Origin of the sequence: Steroidobacter sp. (genome assembly GCF_036406195.1) — a bacterium.
GTDB lineage: Bacteria > Pseudomonadota > Gammaproteobacteria > Steroidobacterales > Steroidobacteraceae > Steroidobacter.
This window is the reverse complement of record NZ_DASWVW010000027.1, coordinates 256,388-275,633: the sequence shown is the minus strand read 5'-3', so window position 1 is coordinate 275,633 and position 19,246 is coordinate 256,388. Positions and strand designations below refer to the sequence as shown.

At 62.8% G+C, this 19,246-nt stretch carries 14 protein-coding genes; 9 read left to right on the top strand and 5 right to left on the bottom strand.

Annotation, left to right across the window (positions count from 1 at the left end):
* The first annotated feature begins 10 nt into the window (after positions 1-10).
* The 3 genes from VGE08_RS12765 to VGE08_RS12755 all read left to right on the top strand — a co-directional run bounded on the left by VGE08_RS12765 (position 11) and on the right by VGE08_RS12755 (position 4,095).
* Positions 11-985 carry a MoxR family ATPase gene (locus tag VGE08_RS12765; protein ID WP_331068276.1) on the top strand — a complete coding sequence of 325 codons (975 nt, stop codon included), beginning with the start codon at positions 11-13 and terminating at the stop codon, positions 983-985.
* Between the two features lie 8 nt (positions 986-993).
* A complete protein-coding gene (locus VGE08_RS12760; protein WP_331068275.1) occupies positions 994-2,364 on the top strand; it encodes a DUF58 domain-containing protein in 1,371 nt (456 codons plus the stop codon).
* Positions 2,365-2,463: 99 nt separating this feature from the next.
* Positions 2,464-4,095: an NAD(P)/FAD-dependent oxidoreductase gene (locus VGE08_RS12755; RefSeq protein WP_331068274.1), complete on the top strand. Its 1,632-nt coding sequence runs from the start codon at positions 2,464-2,466 to the stop codon at positions 4,093-4,095.
* Between the two features lie 10 nt (positions 4,096-4,105).
* On the opposite strand, the gene VGE08_RS12750 is transcribed toward VGE08_RS12755, so the two are convergent.
* Positions 4,106-4,909 carry a pentapeptide repeat-containing protein gene (locus VGE08_RS12750; RefSeq protein ID WP_331068273.1) on the bottom strand — a complete coding sequence of 268 codons (804 nt, stop codon included), beginning with the start codon at positions 4,907-4,909 and terminating at the stop codon, positions 4,106-4,108.
* A gap of 159 nt (positions 4,910-5,068) precedes the next feature.
* On the opposite strand from VGE08_RS12750, the gene VGE08_RS12745 reads away from it, so the two are divergent.
* The gene (locus tag VGE08_RS12745) at positions 5,069-5,995 is read left to right on the top strand and encodes a DMT family transporter (RefSeq protein ID WP_331068272.1); all 927 of its coding nucleotides are present in this window, start codon (positions 5,069-5,071) and stop codon (positions 5,993-5,995) included.
* 25 nt (positions 5,996-6,020) lie between these two features.
* On the opposite strand, the gene VGE08_RS12740 is transcribed toward VGE08_RS12745, so the two are convergent.
* Positions 6,021-6,872, bottom strand: coding sequence for a fumarylacetoacetate hydrolase family protein (locus tag VGE08_RS12740; RefSeq protein WP_349258693.1), 852 nt, complete (start codon positions 6,870-6,872; stop codon positions 6,021-6,023).
* A 273-nt stretch (positions 6,873-7,145) separates the two neighbouring features.
* Between VGE08_RS12740 and VGE08_RS12735 the strand changes: the two genes are divergently transcribed.
* Positions 7,146-7,613, top strand: a complete 468-nt coding sequence (locus VGE08_RS12735) for an Lrp/AsnC family transcriptional regulator (protein WP_331068270.1) — start codon at positions 7,146-7,148, stop codon at positions 7,611-7,613.
* A 20-nt stretch (positions 7,614-7,633) separates the two neighbouring features.
* Here the strand turns inward: VGE08_RS12735 and VGE08_RS12730 are convergent, their stop codons facing one another.
* Positions 7,634-8,704, bottom strand: a complete 1,071-nt coding sequence (locus VGE08_RS12730; protein ID WP_331068269.1) for an ornithine cyclodeaminase — start codon at positions 8,702-8,704, stop codon at positions 7,634-7,636.
* A 162-nt stretch (positions 8,705-8,866) separates the two neighbouring features.
* A complete protein-coding gene (locus VGE08_RS12725) occupies positions 8,867-9,595 on the bottom strand; it encodes a TIGR04211 family SH3 domain-containing protein (protein ID WP_331068268.1) in 729 nt (242 codons plus the stop codon).
* 276 nt (positions 9,596-9,871) lie between these two features.
* Here VGE08_RS12725 and VGE08_RS12720 point away from each other — a divergent pair, with 276 nt between their 5' ends.
* The 4 genes from VGE08_RS12720 to VGE08_RS12705 all read left to right on the top strand — a co-directional run bounded on the left by VGE08_RS12720 (position 9,872) and on the right by VGE08_RS12705 (position 17,146).
* Positions 9,872-12,154 carry an OmpA family protein gene (locus VGE08_RS12720; RefSeq protein WP_331068267.1) on the top strand — a complete coding sequence of 761 codons (2,283 nt, stop codon included), beginning with the start codon at positions 9,872-9,874 and terminating at the stop codon, positions 12,152-12,154.
* A 52-nt stretch (positions 12,155-12,206) separates the two neighbouring features.
* Positions 12,207-13,988 (top strand): LTA synthase family protein, encoded by a 1,782-nt coding sequence (locus VGE08_RS12715; protein ID WP_331068266.1) that lies wholly within the window; start codon positions 12,207-12,209, stop codon positions 13,986-13,988.
* Positions 13,989-14,404: 416 nt separating this feature from the next.
* On the top strand, positions 14,405-15,571 hold the full coding sequence (locus tag VGE08_RS12710) for an aromatic ring-hydroxylating dioxygenase subunit alpha (protein WP_331068265.1): 1,167 nt from the start codon (positions 14,405-14,407) through the stop codon (positions 15,569-15,571).
* A gap of 336 nt (positions 15,572-15,907) precedes the next feature.
* Positions 15,908-17,146, top strand: a complete 1,239-nt coding sequence (locus tag VGE08_RS12705; RefSeq protein WP_331068264.1) for a hypothetical protein — start codon at positions 15,908-15,910, stop codon at positions 17,144-17,146.
* A gap of 76 nt (positions 17,147-17,222) precedes the next feature.
* Here VGE08_RS12705 and VGE08_RS12700 read toward each other — a convergent pair whose 3' ends face one another.
* On the bottom strand, positions 17,223-18,623 hold the full coding sequence (locus tag VGE08_RS12700; RefSeq protein WP_331068263.1) for an alpha,alpha-trehalose-phosphate synthase (UDP-forming): 1,401 nt from the start codon (positions 18,621-18,623) through the stop codon (positions 17,223-17,225).
* Positions 18,624-19,246 lie beyond the last annotated feature (623 nt).

Here is a 19,246-nt window from a genome sequence, read left to right as displayed (position 1 = left end):
GGAGCCATACATGCAAGTCGAGGCCAACACCATTTCTCGCGCCGCCGAACTGCTCGGCCGGCTGCGCGCAGCAATCGGAGAGGCGCTGGTCGGCCAGGAAGCGGTCGTCGAGCAGGTGACCGTCGCGCTGGTCGCGGCCGGTCACGTACTGATCGAAGGCGTGCCGGGGCTCGGAAAGACCCTGCTCGTGCGCGCGATGGCGCAGGCACTTGCCCTGCCTCACGCGCGGGTGCAATTCACGCCCGACATGATGCCCTCGGATATCACCGGCCACGCGGTCATCGACCCGGCAACACGCGAATGGCGCGTGGTAAAGGGCCCCATCTTCACTCACATCCTGCTGGCCGACGAAATCAATCGCGCGCCCGCGAAGACTCAGAGCGCGCTCCTGGAGGTCATGCAGGAATCGCAGGTGACCCTCGAAGGACAGACCCTGGTGTTGCCGAGCCCGTTCATGGTGCTGGCCACGCAGAACCCCGTCGAGACCGAAGGCACGTATCCGTTGCCGGAAGCGCAGCTCGACCGCTTCTTGCTCAAGATCGAGATCGACTATCCGAGTGCCGAGGAAGAAGTGGCCGTCGTGGTGCGCACCACGGGCGATCGTGTGGGCGACCAACTGCCGCTGGTCAACGTCAAACCTTGCTTGAACGAGAAGGCGGTGTTGAGCTTGCAGCAGATTGCCGCTCACCAGCGCGTCGACGACTCGATCGCGGACTACTCGGTACGTATCGTGCGGGCCACGCGCGAATGGCCCGGCCTGGCCATTGGCGCAGGATCGCGTGGAGCCATTGCACTGGTGCGAGCAGCGCGAGTCATGGCATTGCTCGAAGGCCGCGACTTCGTGACGCCCGATGACATCAAGCGCATCGCCCTGCCAGCGCTGCGACATCGTGTAGCGCTGACCCCGGACGCCATGCTCGAAGGCCGCAAGCCGGACGATCTGCTGAAAGGCGTCATAGACAGCGTCGCCGCTCCCCGCGGATAACCTCAACCGTGCGTTTACGAGTGATTCCAGGCAAACGGACGATCGCCAGTCTCGTAGTGGGAGCGGCGGCGGTTCTGCTCGTGCTGCTTGCCAGCGGATCAATGATTGCCGGCGTGGGACTCGCCGTCGTGTGGGTTGCTGCCTTGATCGCCGCAGCGATCATCGATCTCGTAGCAACTCGCCGCGAGTGGCAAGCCTCGGCGCCGCAACTCACCCGTATATTGCCACCCGCGTTCGCGCTCGGTGTGCGTAAGACGATTCATCTATCGATATCAATGAGCGGCACGAGCCGTTGGCACTGCCGACTATACGATCACGTCGATGCCACCCTGCTGACGGAAGGCATTCCTGCGGACCTGATGCTGAACGGCGGCACGCAAACTGATTTCTCCTATCAAGTGACACCGAGCCGGCGTGGCGTGGTGCGGTTCGCGGCCGCCGACGTGCGTGTCCATTCGCGCTGGGGACTGTGGGAATTGATGGAACGTCTCGGCGACGAGCAGCAATGCCGCGTCTATCCCGACTTCGCTCAAGTGGCCCGCTACGCCTGGCTCGCGGGCGACCGCCGCCTGTCGGAAATCGGCATCAAGACCTATCAGCAGCGGGGCGAAGGCACCGACTTCAAACAGCTGGCCGAATATCGCAGCGGCGACCCGGTGCGCCACATCGATTGGCGGGCGACGTTGCGCTTCGAGAAACTCATCGTGCGCGAGTTCCAGAGCGAGCGCGATCAATGCGTGCTCCTGCTCATCGATTGCGGACGCCGCATGCGCGCGGACGATCGTGTGGGTGAGATCGGCTCGTCGCACTTCGATCAGGTGCTGAACGCGGTCATGCTGCTTTCCTATGTCGCCCTCAAACAGGGTGACGCGGTGGGTGCCTTGACCTTCGGCACACCGGAAGGCACGCAGCATTGGTTTGCGCCGCGCAAGGGAGCAACGGCACTCAATGCGCTGATGGGCGAGCTGTATGCCGTCCAGCCCAGCCCGACACATTCGGACTATCTATCCGCCGCGCGTGACCTGCTTGGTCGATTCAAGAAGCGCGCGCTCGTCGTCCTCATCACCAACTTCCGTGACGAAGACAGCAACGAGTTCAGCCAGGCGGTCGCCTTGCTTCGCTCGAAGCACCTGGTGCTGACGGCAAGTCTGCGCGAGCGCGTGGTCCGCGAGCTTGCTTCCCAGCCCATCGAGCACCCGTCATCGGACAACGATCCGCCACTGGAAATCGCAAGCGCTCATCTCTACGAACAGTCGCGGCGCGACGCGTTGAACCGAATGACGGCGCATCATTCCCTGGTCGTCGATGCCGAGCCCGAGCGCCTGGGCATCGAGCTGACCAACCGCTACCAGGGTCTCAAGCGCGCCGGCGCCATCTGACCACACTCGGGACTCGATGGGCGGGCTCGCGGCGGCAAACGCTCGCGACCGGAGCGAAAAAATGTAATTCTGTCGTACCTGCTCCAAGGAGACCCCTGGATGAATGCCGCAGCGACGCGCCAGTCCGACGTCCTGATCGTCGGCGGCGGCCACAATGGACTGGTCTGTGCCGCCTACCTCGCCGCCGCGGGCCTGACGGTCACGGTGCTGGAGCGCCGGCACGTGGTCGGCGGCGCCGCCGTGACCGAAGAGTTTCATCCGGGATTTCGCAATTCGGTGGCCTCGTACACCGTCTCGCTGCTCAACCCCAAGGTCATCCGCGATCTCGACCTGCATGCGCACGGGCTGCGCGTGGTCGAACGAGAGATGAGCAATTTCCTGCCGACCGAAGACGGGCGCTATCTCGCCGCCGGCGGCGCTCGCACCAAACAGGAAGTCGCGAAATTCTCCCAGAAAGACGCGGACCGCTTGGACGCTTACGGCGAACGCCTGGAAGTCATCGCCGATGTGCTGCGTGACCTGGTCCTGCAGACGCCTCCCAATGTCGTCGAAGGTGGCTGGCGCACAGCTATTCCCGAGCTGCTGCGAACCGCCCGTCTCGGCAGCAAGATCAGCAAGCTCGACATGGGCACCCGACAGGAATTACTCAGCTTGTTCGTGACTTCCGCGGGTGATTATCTGGATGGCTGGTTCGAAAGCGCGCCGATCAAGGCGCTGTACGGTTTCGACGGCGTCGTGGGCAGCTACTCCAGTCCTTATGCTCAGGGCACGGGCTACGTCCTGCTGCATCACTGCTTTGGCGAAGTAAACGGCAAGAAAGGCACGTGGGGTCATGCCATTGGCGGCATGGGCGCGATTACACAGGCGATGGCGAAGTCCGCCGCCAGCCGCGGCGTGGACATTCGCGTCAACGCGGGCGTGCGCGAAATCATCGTCGAGAATGGCAGAGCCGTCGGTGCCGTTACCGAAGCGGGTGAAACATTCCGGACGGCCGCGGTGGTCTCGAACCTCAATCCCAAGCTGTTGTATACGAGCTTGATCGACGCAGCCGCGCTACCCGCGACATTCCGCGAGCACATTGCTCATTGGCGCTGCGGCTCCGGCACGTTTCGCATGAACGTCGCCCTGTCGGAGTTGCCAGACTTCAGCTGCTTGCCCGGCAAGCAGCGCGCCACGCATCACACGGCTGGCATCATCATCGCGCCGACGCTGGGCTACATGGAACGTGCCTACTTCGACGCCCGAACGCACGGCTGGTCGAAGCAGCCCATCGTCGAGATGCTCATTCCCTCCACGCTCGACGATAGCCTCGCGCCCGCTGGCCAGCACGTCGCGAGCTTGTTCTGTCAGCACGTCGCTCCGCAGTTGCCCAATGGCGCGTCCTGGGATGACCATCGGGAAGCGGTCGCCGATCTCATGATCGAGACGGTGAATGCATACGCGCCGAACTTCAAAGCTGCCGTACTTGGCCGCCAGATCATGAGCCCGCTGGATCTCGAACGGACCTTCGGCCTGGTGGGCGGTGATATCTTCCACGGCGCGCTACAGCTCGATCAGATGTTCTCCGCGCGGCCGATGCTGGGCTATGGCAACTATCGCGGGCCGCTTGCCGGCCTTTATATGTGCGGGTCGGGCACGCATCCGGGCGGTGGCGTCACCGGCGCACCCGGACACAACGCGGCACACGAAATCATCGGCGACTTTCGCAAGCGCACGCTCAAGCGAGCATAGCGGTCGAGCCTCACTCGCTGGCTGGCAGACCGCGGGCCCCCGTCGTCGTTGCAGTATCGAGGCCGCGAATGGAGCGAACAGTCGCGCCAGTGAGGTCCGCATTGGTGAGATTTGCGCCCGTAAAGTCAGTGTCGATCAATACGGAGTCGCGCAAGTCGGCGTCCGTCAGATCGGCGCCGGCGAGAATGGCGCCGCTGAAGTCGGCACGATAGAGCTTGGTTCGCAGCAGCTTCGCGCGCGTCAAGTCAGAAAAGCTGAAATCGGTGCGCGAAAAATCCGAATCGGAAAGATCCGCCTCGATGGCCCTGGCGCTCACGATACTGGCGCGCATCAGTCCCATCGACTGGTTCTTCATGTCGGGCGCGGCATTCATCCGGTTGAGCCGGGCCTTGGAAAAATCGACATTGCGAAAGTCGCCGATCAGGCGCGCACCGGTGAGATCGGCGCCGGTCAGATTCGCACCCGCCAGCTGCGAGGAGAACATCATCGCTTCGCGTAGCGAGGCGCCCGACAGGTTGGCTCCTTCCAGGAAGCTGACCGTGAGATTGCAGCGATCGAGCGTCGCGGCGCTGAGATTTGCGTTGTTCAGTACGGACGCCGAGAGATTCGCGCCGCGAAAGTCGACCCGTGACAAGTCCACGCCGATAAGATTCTTCGACGTGAGCTCAGCCTTTTCTCCGGCAGGCGTGGCATCGAGCGCGGAGATCAACTGCTCACGCGTGAGCCTTTCGTAACCCGTCCACTGTTCCGCCGCGAATGCGGCAGCAGCAACCATTGCGCACGTCAGCGCGAGATACCGCGGGATGCTGGTCATTGAGCGCGCCTCTCGACCGTCTCCTTTTGCATATACCGCTCGTTCCCGCGACATGCAATTGCGAATGAGCTTACGAGTGAGCTTGCGACCCTACAAAGGCAGCCCGCGACGCGCTGCGACCGGTATACTCCCGCGACGCCAGGCCATCGTCCCGTTCCCTTGCACTCCGCATCCTCGTCCCACCGTCATCCGGCCCACAACCCCGCCCTGGGGATCGCGCTCAAACTGGGCTCGGTGGTCCTGTTCTCGGGCATGACGTTGTGCGTCAAGTTCCTGGGCCAGGAGATTCCCGTCGGCCAGACCATTTTCGCCCGCGGCGCCATTTCGACCCTGGTCCTGGCCGTGATCGCGTGGCGCACCGGTGCTTTGCACCTGCTGAAGACGGCCAACTGGCGCTCGCATGCGCTGCGTTCGCTGTCCGGAACCATCAGCATGTTTTGCCTGTTCGCCGCGGTCACGATGATCCCGCTGGCCGATGTCACGGCCATCACGTTCACGTCTCCCATGTTCGTCACCGTGCTGGCGATGATGTTTCTGGGCGAGCACATCCATCGCTTTCGTTGGACGGCGCTGGCCGCCGGCTTTCTGGGCGTGCTGATCATGCTCGGTCCGCATCTGTCGTTCGCGGGACACTCCGCACTGGGGGCGCTGACCGCGCTGGGCGCGGCACTGTTCTCGGCGTTCGCCATGATCTTCCTGCGCAAGATGAGCGGCGCCGAGCACGCCATCACCATCACGTTCTATTTTTCGCTGACGTTCATGGCGTGCTCCGCCATCACGGCCCTGCAGGGCTGGCCCATGCCGACGGTGATGCAATGGTGCCTGATCATTCTGGCCGGCCTGTTCGGTGTGTCCGGGCAGTTGCTGATGACGTATGCGTATCGACACGCCGAGGCGTCCACCATCGCCCCGCTCGACTACACCAGCATGATCATGGCCGTGCTGCTGGGCTACGTGTTCTTCGGCGAAATCCCGATGCTGTCCATATGGATCGGCGCGCCACTGGTGGCCGCCGCGGGAATGATCATCCTGTGGCGCGAGTATTACTTGAAGAAGCAGCTCAGCACGCCGGCCCCGGAACCCTGATCGAATATTGGTCGACAATGGGGCGTCAGCCGCGACGCCACTCGACCACTTTCTGCTTCTGCTCGCCGAGCTTGTCGATGCCCAGGTGCATGACATCGCCGGGCTTCAACCAGACCGGCGGCTTCATTCCCAGCCCCACGCCCGGCGGTGTGCCGGTGGTCACCAGATCGCCCGGCATCAAGGTCGTGCAACTGCTCAGGTACGCCAGGATCTGTGCGCAATTGAAGATCATGGTGTTGGTATTGCCGGTCTGCATACGCTTGCCGTTCAAGTCCAGCCACATGCCGAGATCATGCGCATCGCCGACTTCATCAGGCGTCACCAGCCACGGCCCGACCGGCCCGAAGGTATCGAAGCCTTTGCCCTTGTCCCAGGTCGGCCCCCGCTCCAGCTGGAACGAGCGCTCGCTCACGTCGTTCACCAGCACGTAGCCGGCAATGTAGTCGAGGGCTTCGGACTCGCAGACGTAGCGCGCTTCTTTGCCGACAAAGAAACCCAGCTCGACTTCCCAATCGCCCTTGGTCGCGTCCTTGGGCAGCATCACGTCGTCGTTCGGGCCGCTCAGGCACGAGACGAACTTGCTGAAGACCGGCGGCTCGGAGGGAATCGGCATGTTCGACTCGCGGGCATGATCGGAGAAGTTCAGGCCGATGGCGATGAACTTGGAGATGCCGTTGACGGGCACGCCATAACGCGGCGTCCCCGACACGATGGGCAGCGACTTGGGATCGAGCGCGGCAAGCCTGGCGAGCCCCGGCTTGGCAAGCACCTCGGGAGTAATGTCCGCGACGTGGCCGGTGAGATCGCGAATCGTGCCGCTGGCATCCAGCAGGCCCGGCTTTTCCTGGCCCTTCGGGCCATAGCGGAGCAACTTCATGAAGATTCCTTGACGACGAGCGCTGACGGGAGTGGCCGGATTGTAGACCGCATCGCTTACAGCGGCCATCCCCGGTCCTTGCGTCGACCCCTAGCGTTTTCCGCGAGTGCTCCTGGCAGCGGTTAGCGGTTGGTGACCGGTGGTTGGACGGAGAAGGAGTTCGAGCCGACCCCTGTTCTGTCCAGCCACCAATCGCCAACTGCCAACCGCTGGCACGGGCGGCCGGGCCTGGCATGGGCTATAGTTCGTCACTTCCGAAACACTTGCACGGATATGCAGAGCGAGTCGAAGCCCACCAGTGACAAGAGCGCATCGCTCGATGAGCTCGATCACAAATTGCTGGCACTGCTACGTGTCCAGGCCAGGACACCTACGGCCACATTGGCCAGGAAGCTGGGTGTATCACGCGGCACCGTGGTCAATCGTCTCGCCCGCCTCGAAGCGCGCGGCGTCATCACCGGCTATACCGTCCAGGTTCGCACGGATACCGAGCCCAGCGAGATTCGGGCGTGGATGAGTATTGCGGTGGAAGGTGACAGGACCCGCGAGGTGGTGAAGCGCCTGTTGGGCGAGCCGTCAGTGAGCGCCTTGCACGACACCAACGGCCGCTGGGACCTACTCGCCGAGGTGCATGCCCCGACGCTCACCGAGCTGTCCGCGGTACTCGAGCGCATCCGCAAGATCAAGGGCATCGCCAACAGCGAGACCAGCATCCACTTGCAAACGTTCCGCCTGAGTTAGCGCCTTCTCAGCCGCCTCCTCTAGGCGGCACGACGGATACGTGCTCGCTTCCTGCCGGCGCCGAGCGTGCCGCCGAACAGATCCTTCGGATCTTCCAGTTCCGGCACCAGATCGATCTGCCGACAGAATTCCGGCCGCTCGCCAATCAGGTCGTGCAGGAACCGCAGGGCCGAATAGTCTTCGAGCGCGAAACCCACCGAGTCGAACACCGTGATCTCCTCAGCCGAGCCGCGTCCCTGCGCCGCCCCGTTGGCCACGTCCGCGAACTCGATGACGGGAAAGTCCTTGGGAAGCTGCTGAATCTCTCCTTCGATCCGCGACTGGGGCTCATACTCGACGACGATGCGCGTATCGCGGCGCTTGAGAATATCGACGTGTAACTCGGTCTTGCCGGGGCAATCGCCACCGACCGCATTCAGGTGCATGCCCGACTCCACCATCTCCGGCGTCACGATGACGGCATTGCGTTTGTCCGCGGTGACGGTGGTAATGATGTCCGCGCCCCGTGTCGCTTCTTCGGACGAGCCGACTCGCACCAATGAAACGCCTCTGAGCTCCGGAAGCAGGCGAAGATTCTGAGTGAGCTTGGCGCTCGCACGCGGATCCACATCATACAAGCGAATCTCGCGGACACCGAGCATGCGCTGGAACGCGATGGCTTGGAACTCGCTCTGTGCGCCGTTGCCAATCAATGCCATCACGCGACTGTCGGACCGCGCCATCCACTTCGCAGCCAATGCAGACATCGCCGCTGTACGCAGTGCAGTCGTAACGGTCAGCTCCGACAGCAGCAATGGATAGCCAGTGTCGACATCGGCAAGCACGCCGAACGCAGTGACTGTGAGCAGGCCCTGGCTGGTGTTCTTCGGATGACCGTTCACGTACTTGAACGAGTAGAGGCCGCCGTCGCTGATGGGCATCAGCTCGATCACACCCACCTCGGAGTGGCTGGCCAGGCGCGCCGTTTTCTCGAATTCGCTCCAGCGGCGATAGTCCGACTCGATCTGCGCCGCCAGGCGCTCCATGAATTCGCCCGGGCCGATCTCATCGATCAAGAATTGAATGTCCGCAATACCGACGTAGTTCACCATGGCTGCGTCCTCGATCGCTGCGACGCGTACGCGCCAATTGCAGCCATCGTAGGGGCCCGCGGCGTCATTCAGAAGGACGCAGCCTGACCAGAGCGGCAGTGATTATCAACGAAATGACAGCGGTGCTTGACGATTCGTCAGGCGGGTGAAATCACCGCCAGCTCAATAGATCTTCAGCCCGCCGAACTTCTTGCGCAGCTTGCGCGCGAGGGTCTGATAGCCGCTGGCGTAGCTGACGGCGCCAACCAACATGATTGCAAGTAGCCAGCCGAAAACGCCACCGCGAGGCGCGGCGCTGGCAAGACTGGCTGTTTCCAGAGTTGTTTCAGGCACCGGAGTGTCCATGGTTTGTTCTCTCTCGGCCGCCGCCGTGGAGAGAGAAGTGACACGCGATCGCAGCTCGCCAATCTGACTACGCAACGCCGCGTTCTCTTTCTTCAGCCGAGCGCTCTCCTCCGCGGCAGCTTTATCAATGCGAGGCGCAGCAGCCGTCGGTTGCTGCCGCTGCAACTCGCGCAGACGCACGATCGCCGGTGCATCGTCGACCAGATAATTCGCGCCTACCCAACCCTCGCGCCCATCCTCCAGTCGCACCCGGACCATTTTGTCCGAGCGCTCCAGTTCCTCGACGGCATCGCCGGTCTGAATGGTCGCCACCCGTTCGCTACCCTGAGCGGGTTCGGAATAAACATTCAACACCAGCTTGTCGGAAACGTAACGTTGCTGCGGGACCGGTGCCGACGCCAGCGGCACCTCGAAAGCGTTCATGTTGTCCTGTGCCGCGCCGGCAAGCGGAACTGCCGCCGCGAGCAGTGACATTGTCGCAATGACCAGACAGCGAATCGTCACCCACCTTTTCATGATGCCGATGTTTTCAGAGTTGCCGGCCACGGGCAACCATCGAAACCTGAACGGCGCGCAGACTGAACGAGCTGCATCGGACCACCGAGCTCGAACTGAAGCGTCGCACGCGCCTGGCCACGTGAACGTTTGAGAGGCGTGCTCGAACCGTAAGGGAGTGACTCATGCAGAGACGATAGTCGGCGCAGGCGCACTTGCTGCCTCGTCGGGTTGCGGGATCATCGAGTCCGGCCGGGATGGCGAGGCTCAAAGGAACACCGGGTACGTGTCGGTGTTAATCTCTGACCGAACACTCCTCCGCACCTGATGACGAGCGCAAACGACAACCGTCCGGAATCCTCCGGCACCGATCACCGGGCCCGGAAGGCTGCGGCGTGCGTGCTCATCCCCGCCGCGCTCGCCGGGGCGCTGCTGCTGTGGGCCCTGTTCTGGCCCGCCAACGATTGCGACCATCCGAGTTGCGCGCGACAGCGGTATTCGGTCGGGCTGGAGATCGACGCGCTCGGGCGCATCGAGCCCATCAGCCTCGAGGTCGCCGCAGGCGAGGAGCCAGTGTCGCTGACTGGCATTCTGCGCGACGGCGGCATCGAGCTGACTCCGGAAATCGATCAGATCGGGCTGCCCTACGATCCTGCCAGCGGCCCGCTCGATCGCGCCGACCTGTTTCAGCTCGTCACCGCGTGGCGCAACAAGACCTCGCCCGACAGGGACGCAACGCTATATGCGCTGTTCGTCAACTCACTGATCGCCGACAACGGCGAGCAACTGTTCGGCGTCATGTTCGACACAGCGGGCCGCGAAGGCTTCGCGGTCGCGCCCAGAACGACCGAGCGATACTTCCGCGCTCACGAGCCTGCGCTCATCGACACCCTGCAGTTGAGAACGTTCGCACACGAACTGCTGCACGCTCTGAATCGACATCATGCGGATGCCGTGCAGACGGACGACGGACGATTGACGCTCGAAGCCCCGACTCGCTGCATTTCCGACCAGGGGCCGCACGGCTGGAGCCTGCTGGAGCCGCCGCTGATGGCACTGAGCCCGAAAACCATTCGTTTCTTTCAGACCGCGACGCCGCGCGATGTTTTGCCCGGCCCATACAATTCGCCTTACACCAATCGGCGAGCATCGCCTACGGAATGTGACGACGCGCGCCGACAGTTGGCCAGCGCTCGCGACCAGTCCCGATGGAGCATGGCGATGCGCCGGTTGCGAAATCTGTTCTGGCTGAGCGACGCGAACGCGGCGCAAACAGAAGAGGAACCTGAGCCGGCGCCACCCATCGCGAACATTCGGCTGCAAGCGCAGGCAGCGCCGTATCCGCTCGGCTATCCGATCGCGGTCCGAGTGATGGTCGACAACACCAGCGAGGAGGCCCTGCCCATCGTCGGCCGCCTGAATCCTCGTTATGGCATGTTGATGATCGACCATCGTAAGGTGGGCGCGGATGAGTGGTTGCCCTTGGAACCCATGACCTGGTTCGAGCCCACCGATGACGACGATGCACTGCTGCAACCTGGCGAGCGCGCCGAAGAAACGGTACCCATCTATTACGGCGACGCTGGCTGGACCTTCCCCGAGCCGGGCGATTACGAGATCAGGGCGCGCTTGCAACTGGCCGCATCGAACCAGGATGTCGTGAGCGAGCCGTTGGGAATTGCCATCGTCGAGCCGAGCACTCCCGAGGATCGCGAGGCGCTGCAACCGCTGCTCGATGCCGACGGCCAGCTGGCGAAGGACGTCGGTCAGTTCCTGTATTTCGGCGGTCGCATCGGCGACCGCAGCGACATCGAGCCGCTCGAGGTGGTCGCGGAGAAATTCGGTCACACCGCGGTGGGCGCTGCCATGCGCCTGACCTTGTTGTCACAACGATTGCGCCGACCCATCGATCCCACGACGGGCACGAGACCTCCGCCGAACTTCGAGGACGCGCGCGAGCTGCTCGAGGATACATGCACCGATAGCGGTGTGGCCGCCATGACGTCGTCCGTGCTCGAACAGCGTTCGACAGATATGCCAACCTCGCTGCGAAATCGTGCCGAGAGCGACGCTGTCGCATGGGATGGCACGACGCTCGACCAAACGACCGTGCCCACCTACTCGGACCCGAATCTGCAGCGCCGTGGCCCTTCGCTGCATTTCTGCTTCAACGAGTCCGTGCTTCGCCGGCCAGTGCGCGGCGCAGTGTCGCGGCTTGCACGAGAGTTGCGACGGCAACGCCCTTCGCGCATCGTACTCGTAGGCCACAGCGACTCGGTCGGCACTTGCAGTTACAACGACTCGCTGGCGCTTCGCCGTGCGCGCGCCGTCCAGCGAGCGCTCGCCACTTCGGGACTGAGCCGTGTGCCCATGGAGGTGGTGAGCATTGGCGAGCGCCGCCCCATGAGCTTCGCCGCCGCGCCCGAGGCGCAACAGTTGAACCGCCGGGTGGAAATCCTGGTAGAACGCACGGCAGACGCAGCCGACGATGGCGAGACCGAGCCGGTGATCCCGCAATGTCCGCAACGCCCGGACCACCTGCCCTCCCAAATTCCAGCAACCAGCCCTGAACAAACCACGCGCTCAACCGTTTTGAGTAGTGGGCAGTAACCGACTCCGCACAGTGACCGCCGTCCTCCGCACGACCCAAGAAAGTTCCGCCATGCCCCAAACCCGTGCCGTCCGGCTCGACGGGCCGGTCAAATGGGCCCTGTTCCTGGCGCCCGTGGCATACGTGCTGTTCCTCAGCTGGCTGGACCCGGCCTTGCCCTGGCCGGTGCCCCTGTCCACATTGCAGCCCTGGGCGCTGGCTTTGCTCAACGTGGTGCCGGTGCTGATCGTGAACGCGGCCTTCCTGGTGATCACGCGCCGTCTGGTGCTGTCACACTGGCTCACTGTGCTGCTGCTCGGCGGACTGTATTTCGTCAACCATGTGAAGATGCAGGAGCTCGCCACGCCGCTGCTGCCGGATGATTTTCGTTTCCTGAAAACCATCGGCGTGAGTTATTCATTCTTTGCTCACTACCTGACCAACGCGCGACTGCAGGTACTGTTCGCGGCGCTCACACTCGCGATCACTCTGCTGCTGTTCCGGCGCGAACCTGCCATCCGCGTGCTGCAAGGTCGGCCGCGATGGGCCATCGCCCTGGGTGCCGTGGTGCTGGCAATGTCGCTCATGCAGGGTAGCGCTCCATGGCGACTCATCTATAACGCCGGCCGTCTGCAGTTCGAACCTTGGGCGCCCCGCGATAGCGCGGCGCGCACCGGCATCATCACCAACATGCTGTTGTTCTACTGGGAATTGCGAGGCGATAAAGGACCCGGCGCCAATCTGGAGCATGCGCGTCGCGTATTCCACGATCACAATCCGATGATGCCGTTGCCGCTCGCCGCCCCGGACCCATCGGAGCTGCCCGACATCATCATCGTGCAGAGCGAGTCGCTGTTCGATCCCAGCCGGCTTGCCGGCGTCGCATACGATGCGATGCCTCACCTGCGCGCAGCGATGAAACGCGGCTGGTCCGGAGATTTATATGTGCCTACGTTCGGCGGCGGCACGATCCGTACCGAATTCGAAGTGCTCACCGGGTTGCCGCTGGCGGCGTTCAGCGGCGTTCGCTATCCCTACTTGCAGATGACGCGCTCGGAGTTTCCCGGCCTGGTGCGTGAGCTGGGCGCGAACGGCTACCGCACGCTGGCCATTCATCCGAATGGCGGTGCCTTCTGGAACCGCAACGATGCGTTCCGCGCGTTCGGCTTCGATCGCTTCATCGATGGCGACAGCTTCGCCGACGCCGACCGGCATGGCTGGTACGTCAGCGATGCGGCGCTGGTGGACCGGATCATCGCCGAGATCGACCAGGGCGAGTCGCCGCAGATGGTGATGGGCATCAGCATCCAGAATCATGGGCCCTATCAAGATGTGCCGCTGCCCAAGGAAGCGATGCCGGAGCTGGCTGTGGCCGGGCTCGACGCTGGGCTGCGCGAAACATTGCAGACCTATCTGAAAATGACTCAGGCGACGGACGCGCAGATGAAGCGCCTGATGGATTTCGTCGAGGCGCGCGAGCGCCCTACGCTGCTGCTCATCTACAGCGACCACATGCCGACGCTGAACCGCGTCTTCGCGCAACTTCCATTTCAGGATGGCCGCAACGCCGAGGAACAACCGGTGCCGTGGCTGCTGATCGACAACCGCTCACGGGACTCGCTCAGCCACGACTTCCCCTCGTGGTTCTTGCCCGCCGTCGTGCTGGAGAAGGCAGGCATTCCAGACAGCCAATATTTCGGTCTGCTCAAGCAGTTCCGTCGCGAGCAGGACCCGCACTGCAAATGCGGCGCTCCGAGCGAGGCCGCGATCGCATTGGCACAGCTGCAGTATTTCGACCAGTTGGAAGGCGAGCTGAGCGTCTACGAGCAGAGCTTTTCACAAGCCGTGGAATAGCCAGGCGCGGCAGCTGGAGACGCTGCAAGACACCGACCTGACATTCGTCTTGCGTACAAGCTGAAAGGAAAGCGGCGCCCAGCAACGCCGACACTCGGATGAATTCAGTCAATGGCCAGCCACCACCCCCTCGTGCAATGACCCAACTATAGGCCAATGGTGCTTAGTTAACCGTCTTTGTCGCAGCGGTTCGCGGATGGCGGATAGCGGTTAGCCAGAAATGAGCTAAATCCTGGCCTCCGTTCTGCCCTAACCGCCAACCGCCAACCACTGCAGGGCGCTAACTAAGTGCCATTGAACTATAGGCGGGTTCATGCCGTTTGCGACAGGTGTCTATGGCCCGGCCGCGCCGGACTGGACTTCCTGCGCGACTCCGGCAATCCTGCCGCCTCTCACCGATTCAAGGATGGCGCCCCATGAGCACCACTGTGTCCGCCGCTGCCCGGCCCGTTGCTTTACAGCCCGTGGACACCGACGATTCGTCCGTCGGCCTGCCGGGCTGGATCTATCGCGATCCGGAGTTCTTCGAGCTCGAGAAGCGCTCGATCTTCCGTACCAGCTGGCAGCTGGTGTGTCACGGCAGCGATGTGCCGAACCCGGGCGACTATCAATGTTTCGATCTGCTCGGCGAATCCATCGTGACGGTACGTGGCCGCGATGGTGTGATCCGCAGCTTTCATAATGTCTGCCGGCATCGAGCGTCGAGGTTGGTTGATGGTCCGCAGGGCAACTGCGGCGGACGCATCACCTGCCCCTACCATGCCTGGACCTACTCGCTCGACGGTCGGCTGATCGGCGTGCCCTATCGGGAAACCTTCCGCGACTTCCAGCCGGAACAGCACGGCCTGGTGCCGCTGGAGCAGGAAATCTTCCTGGGCTTCGTTTTCATCCGCCTGGAACCTGGCCTGCCGAGCGTTCGCGACATGATGGCGCCCTACAGCGACGAGCTCGCGGTCTATCGCATGGAAGAGCTGGTGCCCCAGGGGCGCGTCACCTTGCGGCCGCGGCCGGTGAATTGGAAGAACGTCGCGGACAACTATTCGGACGGCATGCACATCGATGTCGCACATCCCGGACTGTCGCGGCTGTTCGGCCGGTCCTATGGCATCGAAGCCCAGCCGTGGGTCGACAAGATGTGGGGCCTCCTGCAGGACGTACCCAGCCGCAACTGGTCGGAGCGCCTGTATCAGAAATTGCTGCCGGCAGTAGCCCACCTGCCGCCCGAGCGGCAGCGGCTATGGACCTATTTCAAGCTCTGGCCCAACGTCGCCTTCGACATCTACCCCGACCAGATCGACTTCATGCAATTCATTCCCATCTCGCCGACGGAAACCATGATTCGCGAGATTGCGTACGTGCATCCCGATTCCCGCCGCGAAATGCGTGCGGCGCGATATCTCAATTGGCGTATCAACAGGCAGGTCAACAAGGAGGACACGGCGCTGATCGCCCGGGTCCAAGCCGGCATGAATTCGAGCAGCTACTCGGTCGGCCCGCTGAGCGAAAATGAAGTGTGCCTGCGGAGCTTCACCCGTCGCATGCGCGCCATGATCCCGGAGAGTCGCAACCCGCGAAAGATATGAGACTGCATTGCCACAAATGTCACAGGACGTTTTCTAACAAACCGGCGGGTGGCAACTGTGTCAGTGTGACGTAACACTGTCACCTGTTGACACATCGCCCGCCTCCCTGTCCCTGCCGCCAGCTGCCGCGTTTCCATCCGAATATTACAAACAGCGGCGCGCCAGCCTGCGATTACCGAGAGCGGCGTATGGCCGTATACACACCCCCGCTGCCATATCCGAATGTGGCATAGCCCTTGCTGTATCCGGATCAAGCAATAAGACCCGGAACCTGCCGGGAACGGACGGCTGGCCGGCCATTGCTGCTGTTTGCCAGTCCTATCTCAAGGGGGAACCATGCGCACCAAAGAACGCAAGAATGGATCGAGCCACCTGTTCCCATATTCGCTGGCAACATGCGTGGCGCTCGCGGCCAGCGCGCCGGCGGCTGCCGTCGAGCTGTCGGCAGGCGACTGGAAGTTCACCGCCAGCGGCAACGTCAATGTGCATTACATACATGCCAGCTGCGAGGAGGAAACCACGCTCGGCATCACTGGCGGCCTCGCCTGCCGGGGCGCGGCTGGGGAAGACAAATCCTCGTCGATCAGTAACGGCCTGCTGCCCGCGGCGCTGGCCATAGGCGCCTCGACGACGCAGAACGGTTACGACCTGTCCGTGACCTTCGGCTTCTATCCGGGCATCAGCACCAACGACGGCAGTCCGAACCTGCAACAGGGCGCGGCGCTGTTGAATACCGCGCTCGGCACGACCGCCATCGACATGCGCCAGGTGTTCATGACCTTCGGCAACGACAACATGGGCACCTTCATGCTCGGCCGAAACATCGGATTGTTCGGCGCGGACGCGATCTTGAACGACATGACCCTGCCGGGCGTGGGCGCCGCCAACGGCAACTACGCGGCACCGGCCAACACCTCGCTCGGCTCGATCGGCCTGGGTTACATCTATACGGACTGGCTGGCGCAGATCAATTACACCACGCCGGACCTGAGCGGCTTCAAGCTCACCGTCGGCGTGTTCGATCCGGTGGAGCCCATCACGCAGGGTACCGCCACCCCCGAGGGCAGCCCGGGCTTCCACGCCAAGGTTGCCTACACCAACGGGCCCTTCTATGTGTCCGCCACCTATATCACGCAGAAGCAGGAAGGCGTCACCAACGTGGACGACTTCGACAGCCGCGGTTTCGATGTCGGCGGCAAGGTGACGTTCGGTGGTTTCGAAGTGCTGGGCTGGTACTACAACGGCAAGGGCATGGGTACGACCGGGTTGTACTTGTTCGGCGCCGCGCCGGGCGGCCGCGAGCGCGACTCGGACGGCTTCCTCGCGCAGGTGACCTACAAGCTCGGCGATACCAAGTTCGGGGTCAACTATGGCGAGAGCAATCTCGACCTGGCGAGCGGCGAGTTGCCTTCGGACCTGGTGGAGACCAACAAGAAATTTACGGTCGGTGTGTACCACTCATTGACCGAGGCATTGACGCTGCTGGCCGAGTTCACCGATACCAAGGCCGAGGCGCATAACGGCATCGAGAACGACAGCAGCAACTTCAATATCGGCGCCTATCTGGGCTTCTGAGCGACGCGTGCTCCTGAGAACCGGCCGGTCGGTCGCAACGACCCACCGGCCGGATACGACATGGCCGGGTACGACATCAGCTGGCCGCGCGAACCTCGGGTGCAGATATCGGCGAGCGCAAGGCTGCGACGAACTCGCTCGCCCACGCATTGATGCTGTGCTCACGCAAATTCTGCATCAGTTGTCGATGACGCTCCCGGCGCTCGCCCAATGACATCGTCAGTGCCGTCTGCAGTGCATGGCCCAGCGCCTGTGGATCATAGGGATTGATCTGCAATGCCGCTGTCAGCTCGCGCGCGGCGCCCGCGAGATTGGATAGCACCAGCACCCCCGGGTCGTCTTCATCCTGCGCGGCGAGATATTCTTTGGCCACCAGGTTCATGCCATCGCGCAATGGCGTCACCAGCGCGACCTGCGCGGCACGCAGGAATCCCATCAGCACGTCGTGTGGAAAGTTGCGGTTGAGATAGCGGATCGGCGTCCAATCCGTCTCCGCAAATCGGCCATTGGTGCGGCCGGCCGCCTGCTCCAGTTTGCGGCGAATCTCGGCATAGGAGGTTACGTCCTTGCGGGACAGCGGCGCGATCTGCAGATAAGTGATCCGCCCGCAGTTGTGCGGAAATGTTTCCAGGAACTGTTCGTAGGCGGCGAAGCGCTCCACCAGGCCCTTGCTGTAGTCGAGACGATCGACGCCGATGACCAGCTTGCGTCCCAACAAGCTCTCCACCATGCGCCGTACCGGTTCGCTGCGCTGTGACGCGGCCACGGTCTTCTGGATCGCATCGACATCCACGCCGATTGGAAATACGCCGCAGCGCGCGCTGTGGTTACCCACTGTTATGCAGTGATCCTCGACGACGCGCTCTCCGAACACAGCCACGACCGCCGAGAGAAAGCAATTCAGATCGCTGTCGGTCTGGAAGCCCACCAGGTCATACGCCACCAGGTCGCGCATCAACTCCGCATAGGTCGGCAGCACTCGCAGGGTTTCGATGTAAGGAAACGGAATGTGCAGAAAGAATCCGATCGGCACGCGCACGCCCATCTCGCGCAAGTAGCGCGCGAGCGGAATCAAGTGATAATCGTGCACCCAGATGCAATCGTCCTCTTTCAACAGTGGCAGCAGCGCTTGCGCGAACTGGCGATTCACTTGCTCGTAGGCGGCCCATTCCTGCGGCCGAAACCGAAACCGGCTCGGCATGTAGTGGAACAGCGGCCACAACGATTCGTTCGCGAAACCGTTGTAGTAGAGATCGAACAACTGCTGTTGCACCGGCACGGTCGCGAACGCGATGCCGTCGCGAGTGAGAATCTCAGCGGGCCCGGGATCGCCGTCGGTGAGCTCGCCACCCCAACCGAACCACAGGCCGCCGGTGCGTTTGAGCGCGCCGAGAATGCCGACCGTGAGCCCGCCAGGCGCGCTGACTTTGCGAGGTAAGGTGACTCTGTTGGAAACGCAGACCAGTCGTGACTTCATCACTGGGACTGGTTGCTCGTGGCCACATCAAACGTGGCTGGATTGAAGCTATGACTGGAGGTGGTTGAGGCCATATCGGATTCCCCATCGGTTGCGCACGACGCTCGTCGTTCGCACGCGTTGCAAGAAGCGCGGCTGAGCAATACCGCACTGGTACTCCGACGCCTTGTTTCGTGCGCTACGCGCTGGCAGTCCCCTGCATTGATGTGTGACTGCCGATGGCGACAGCCGTACCTTACATTGATCGAGCGGCCAGCTCAACCCCTGAGCCCGCTTGCAGCACATTGCACTGGCACCGCGATGAGCGCGTGTACCCGGTCTTGCGGCACTTGAATTAGCAAACATTGGAGCGTTACTCCCAGAGACCGGGGAGCGATGCGCAGATCAGCTGCGCTGATCAAATGTCATTGTCGAACCCAGGCGACCAGTAACGCCAGCACGCCGCCGAGAAGCCGGGGGGTGGGTACTGGCCGCGCGTTGATGGGTAGTGTCGCCGGCCTCGCGCGGGTAAACGCTGCGGCATGCCTGGCCGAACAGCGTGGATCGACTACGACCTGTCGATGAAGAGGCCATCCAGCCGCCCAAACCGCCTGACGCTCGACGCCGCAGCCGCGCGGGCCTAG

Coding starts and splice junctions, on each gene's coding strand:
- VGE08_RS12755 (WP_331068274.1), top strand. CDS start 2,464: ATGAATGCCGCAGCGACGCGCCAGTCCGACGTCCTGATCGTCGGCGGC.
- VGE08_RS12715 (WP_331068266.1), top strand. CDS start 12,207: ATGCCCCAAACCCGTGCCGTCCGGCTCGACGGGCCGGTCAAATGGGCC.
- VGE08_RS12705 (WP_331068264.1), top strand. CDS start 15,908: ATGCGCACCAAAGAACGCAAGAATGGATCGAGCCACCTGTTCCCATAT.
- VGE08_RS12720 (WP_331068267.1), top strand. CDS start 9,872: ATGACGAGCGCAAACGACAACCGTCCGGAATCCTCCGGCACCGATCAC.
- VGE08_RS12730 (WP_331068269.1), bottom strand. CDS start 8,704: ATGGTGAACTACGTCGGTATTGCGGACATTCAATTCTTGATCGATGAG.
- VGE08_RS12735 (WP_331068270.1), top strand. CDS start 7,146: ATGCAGAGCGAGTCGAAGCCCACCAGTGACAAGAGCGCATCGCTCGAT.
- VGE08_RS12765 (WP_331068276.1), top strand. CDS start 11: ATGCAAGTCGAGGCCAACACCATTTCTCGCGCCGCCGAACTGCTCGGC.
- VGE08_RS12700 (WP_331068263.1), bottom strand. CDS start 18,623: ATGAAGTCACGACTGGTCTGCGTTTCCAACAGAGTCACCTTACCTCGC.
- VGE08_RS12750 (WP_331068273.1), bottom strand. CDS start 4,909: ATGACCAGCATCCCGCGGTATCTCGCGCTGACGTGCGCAATGGTTGCT.
- VGE08_RS12710 (WP_331068265.1), top strand. CDS start 14,405: ATGAGCACCACTGTGTCCGCCGCTGCCCGGCCCGTTGCTTTACAGCCC.
- VGE08_RS12740 (WP_349258693.1), bottom strand. CDS start 6,872: ATGAAGTTGCTCCGCTATGGCCCGAAGGGCCAGGAAAAGCCGGGCCTG.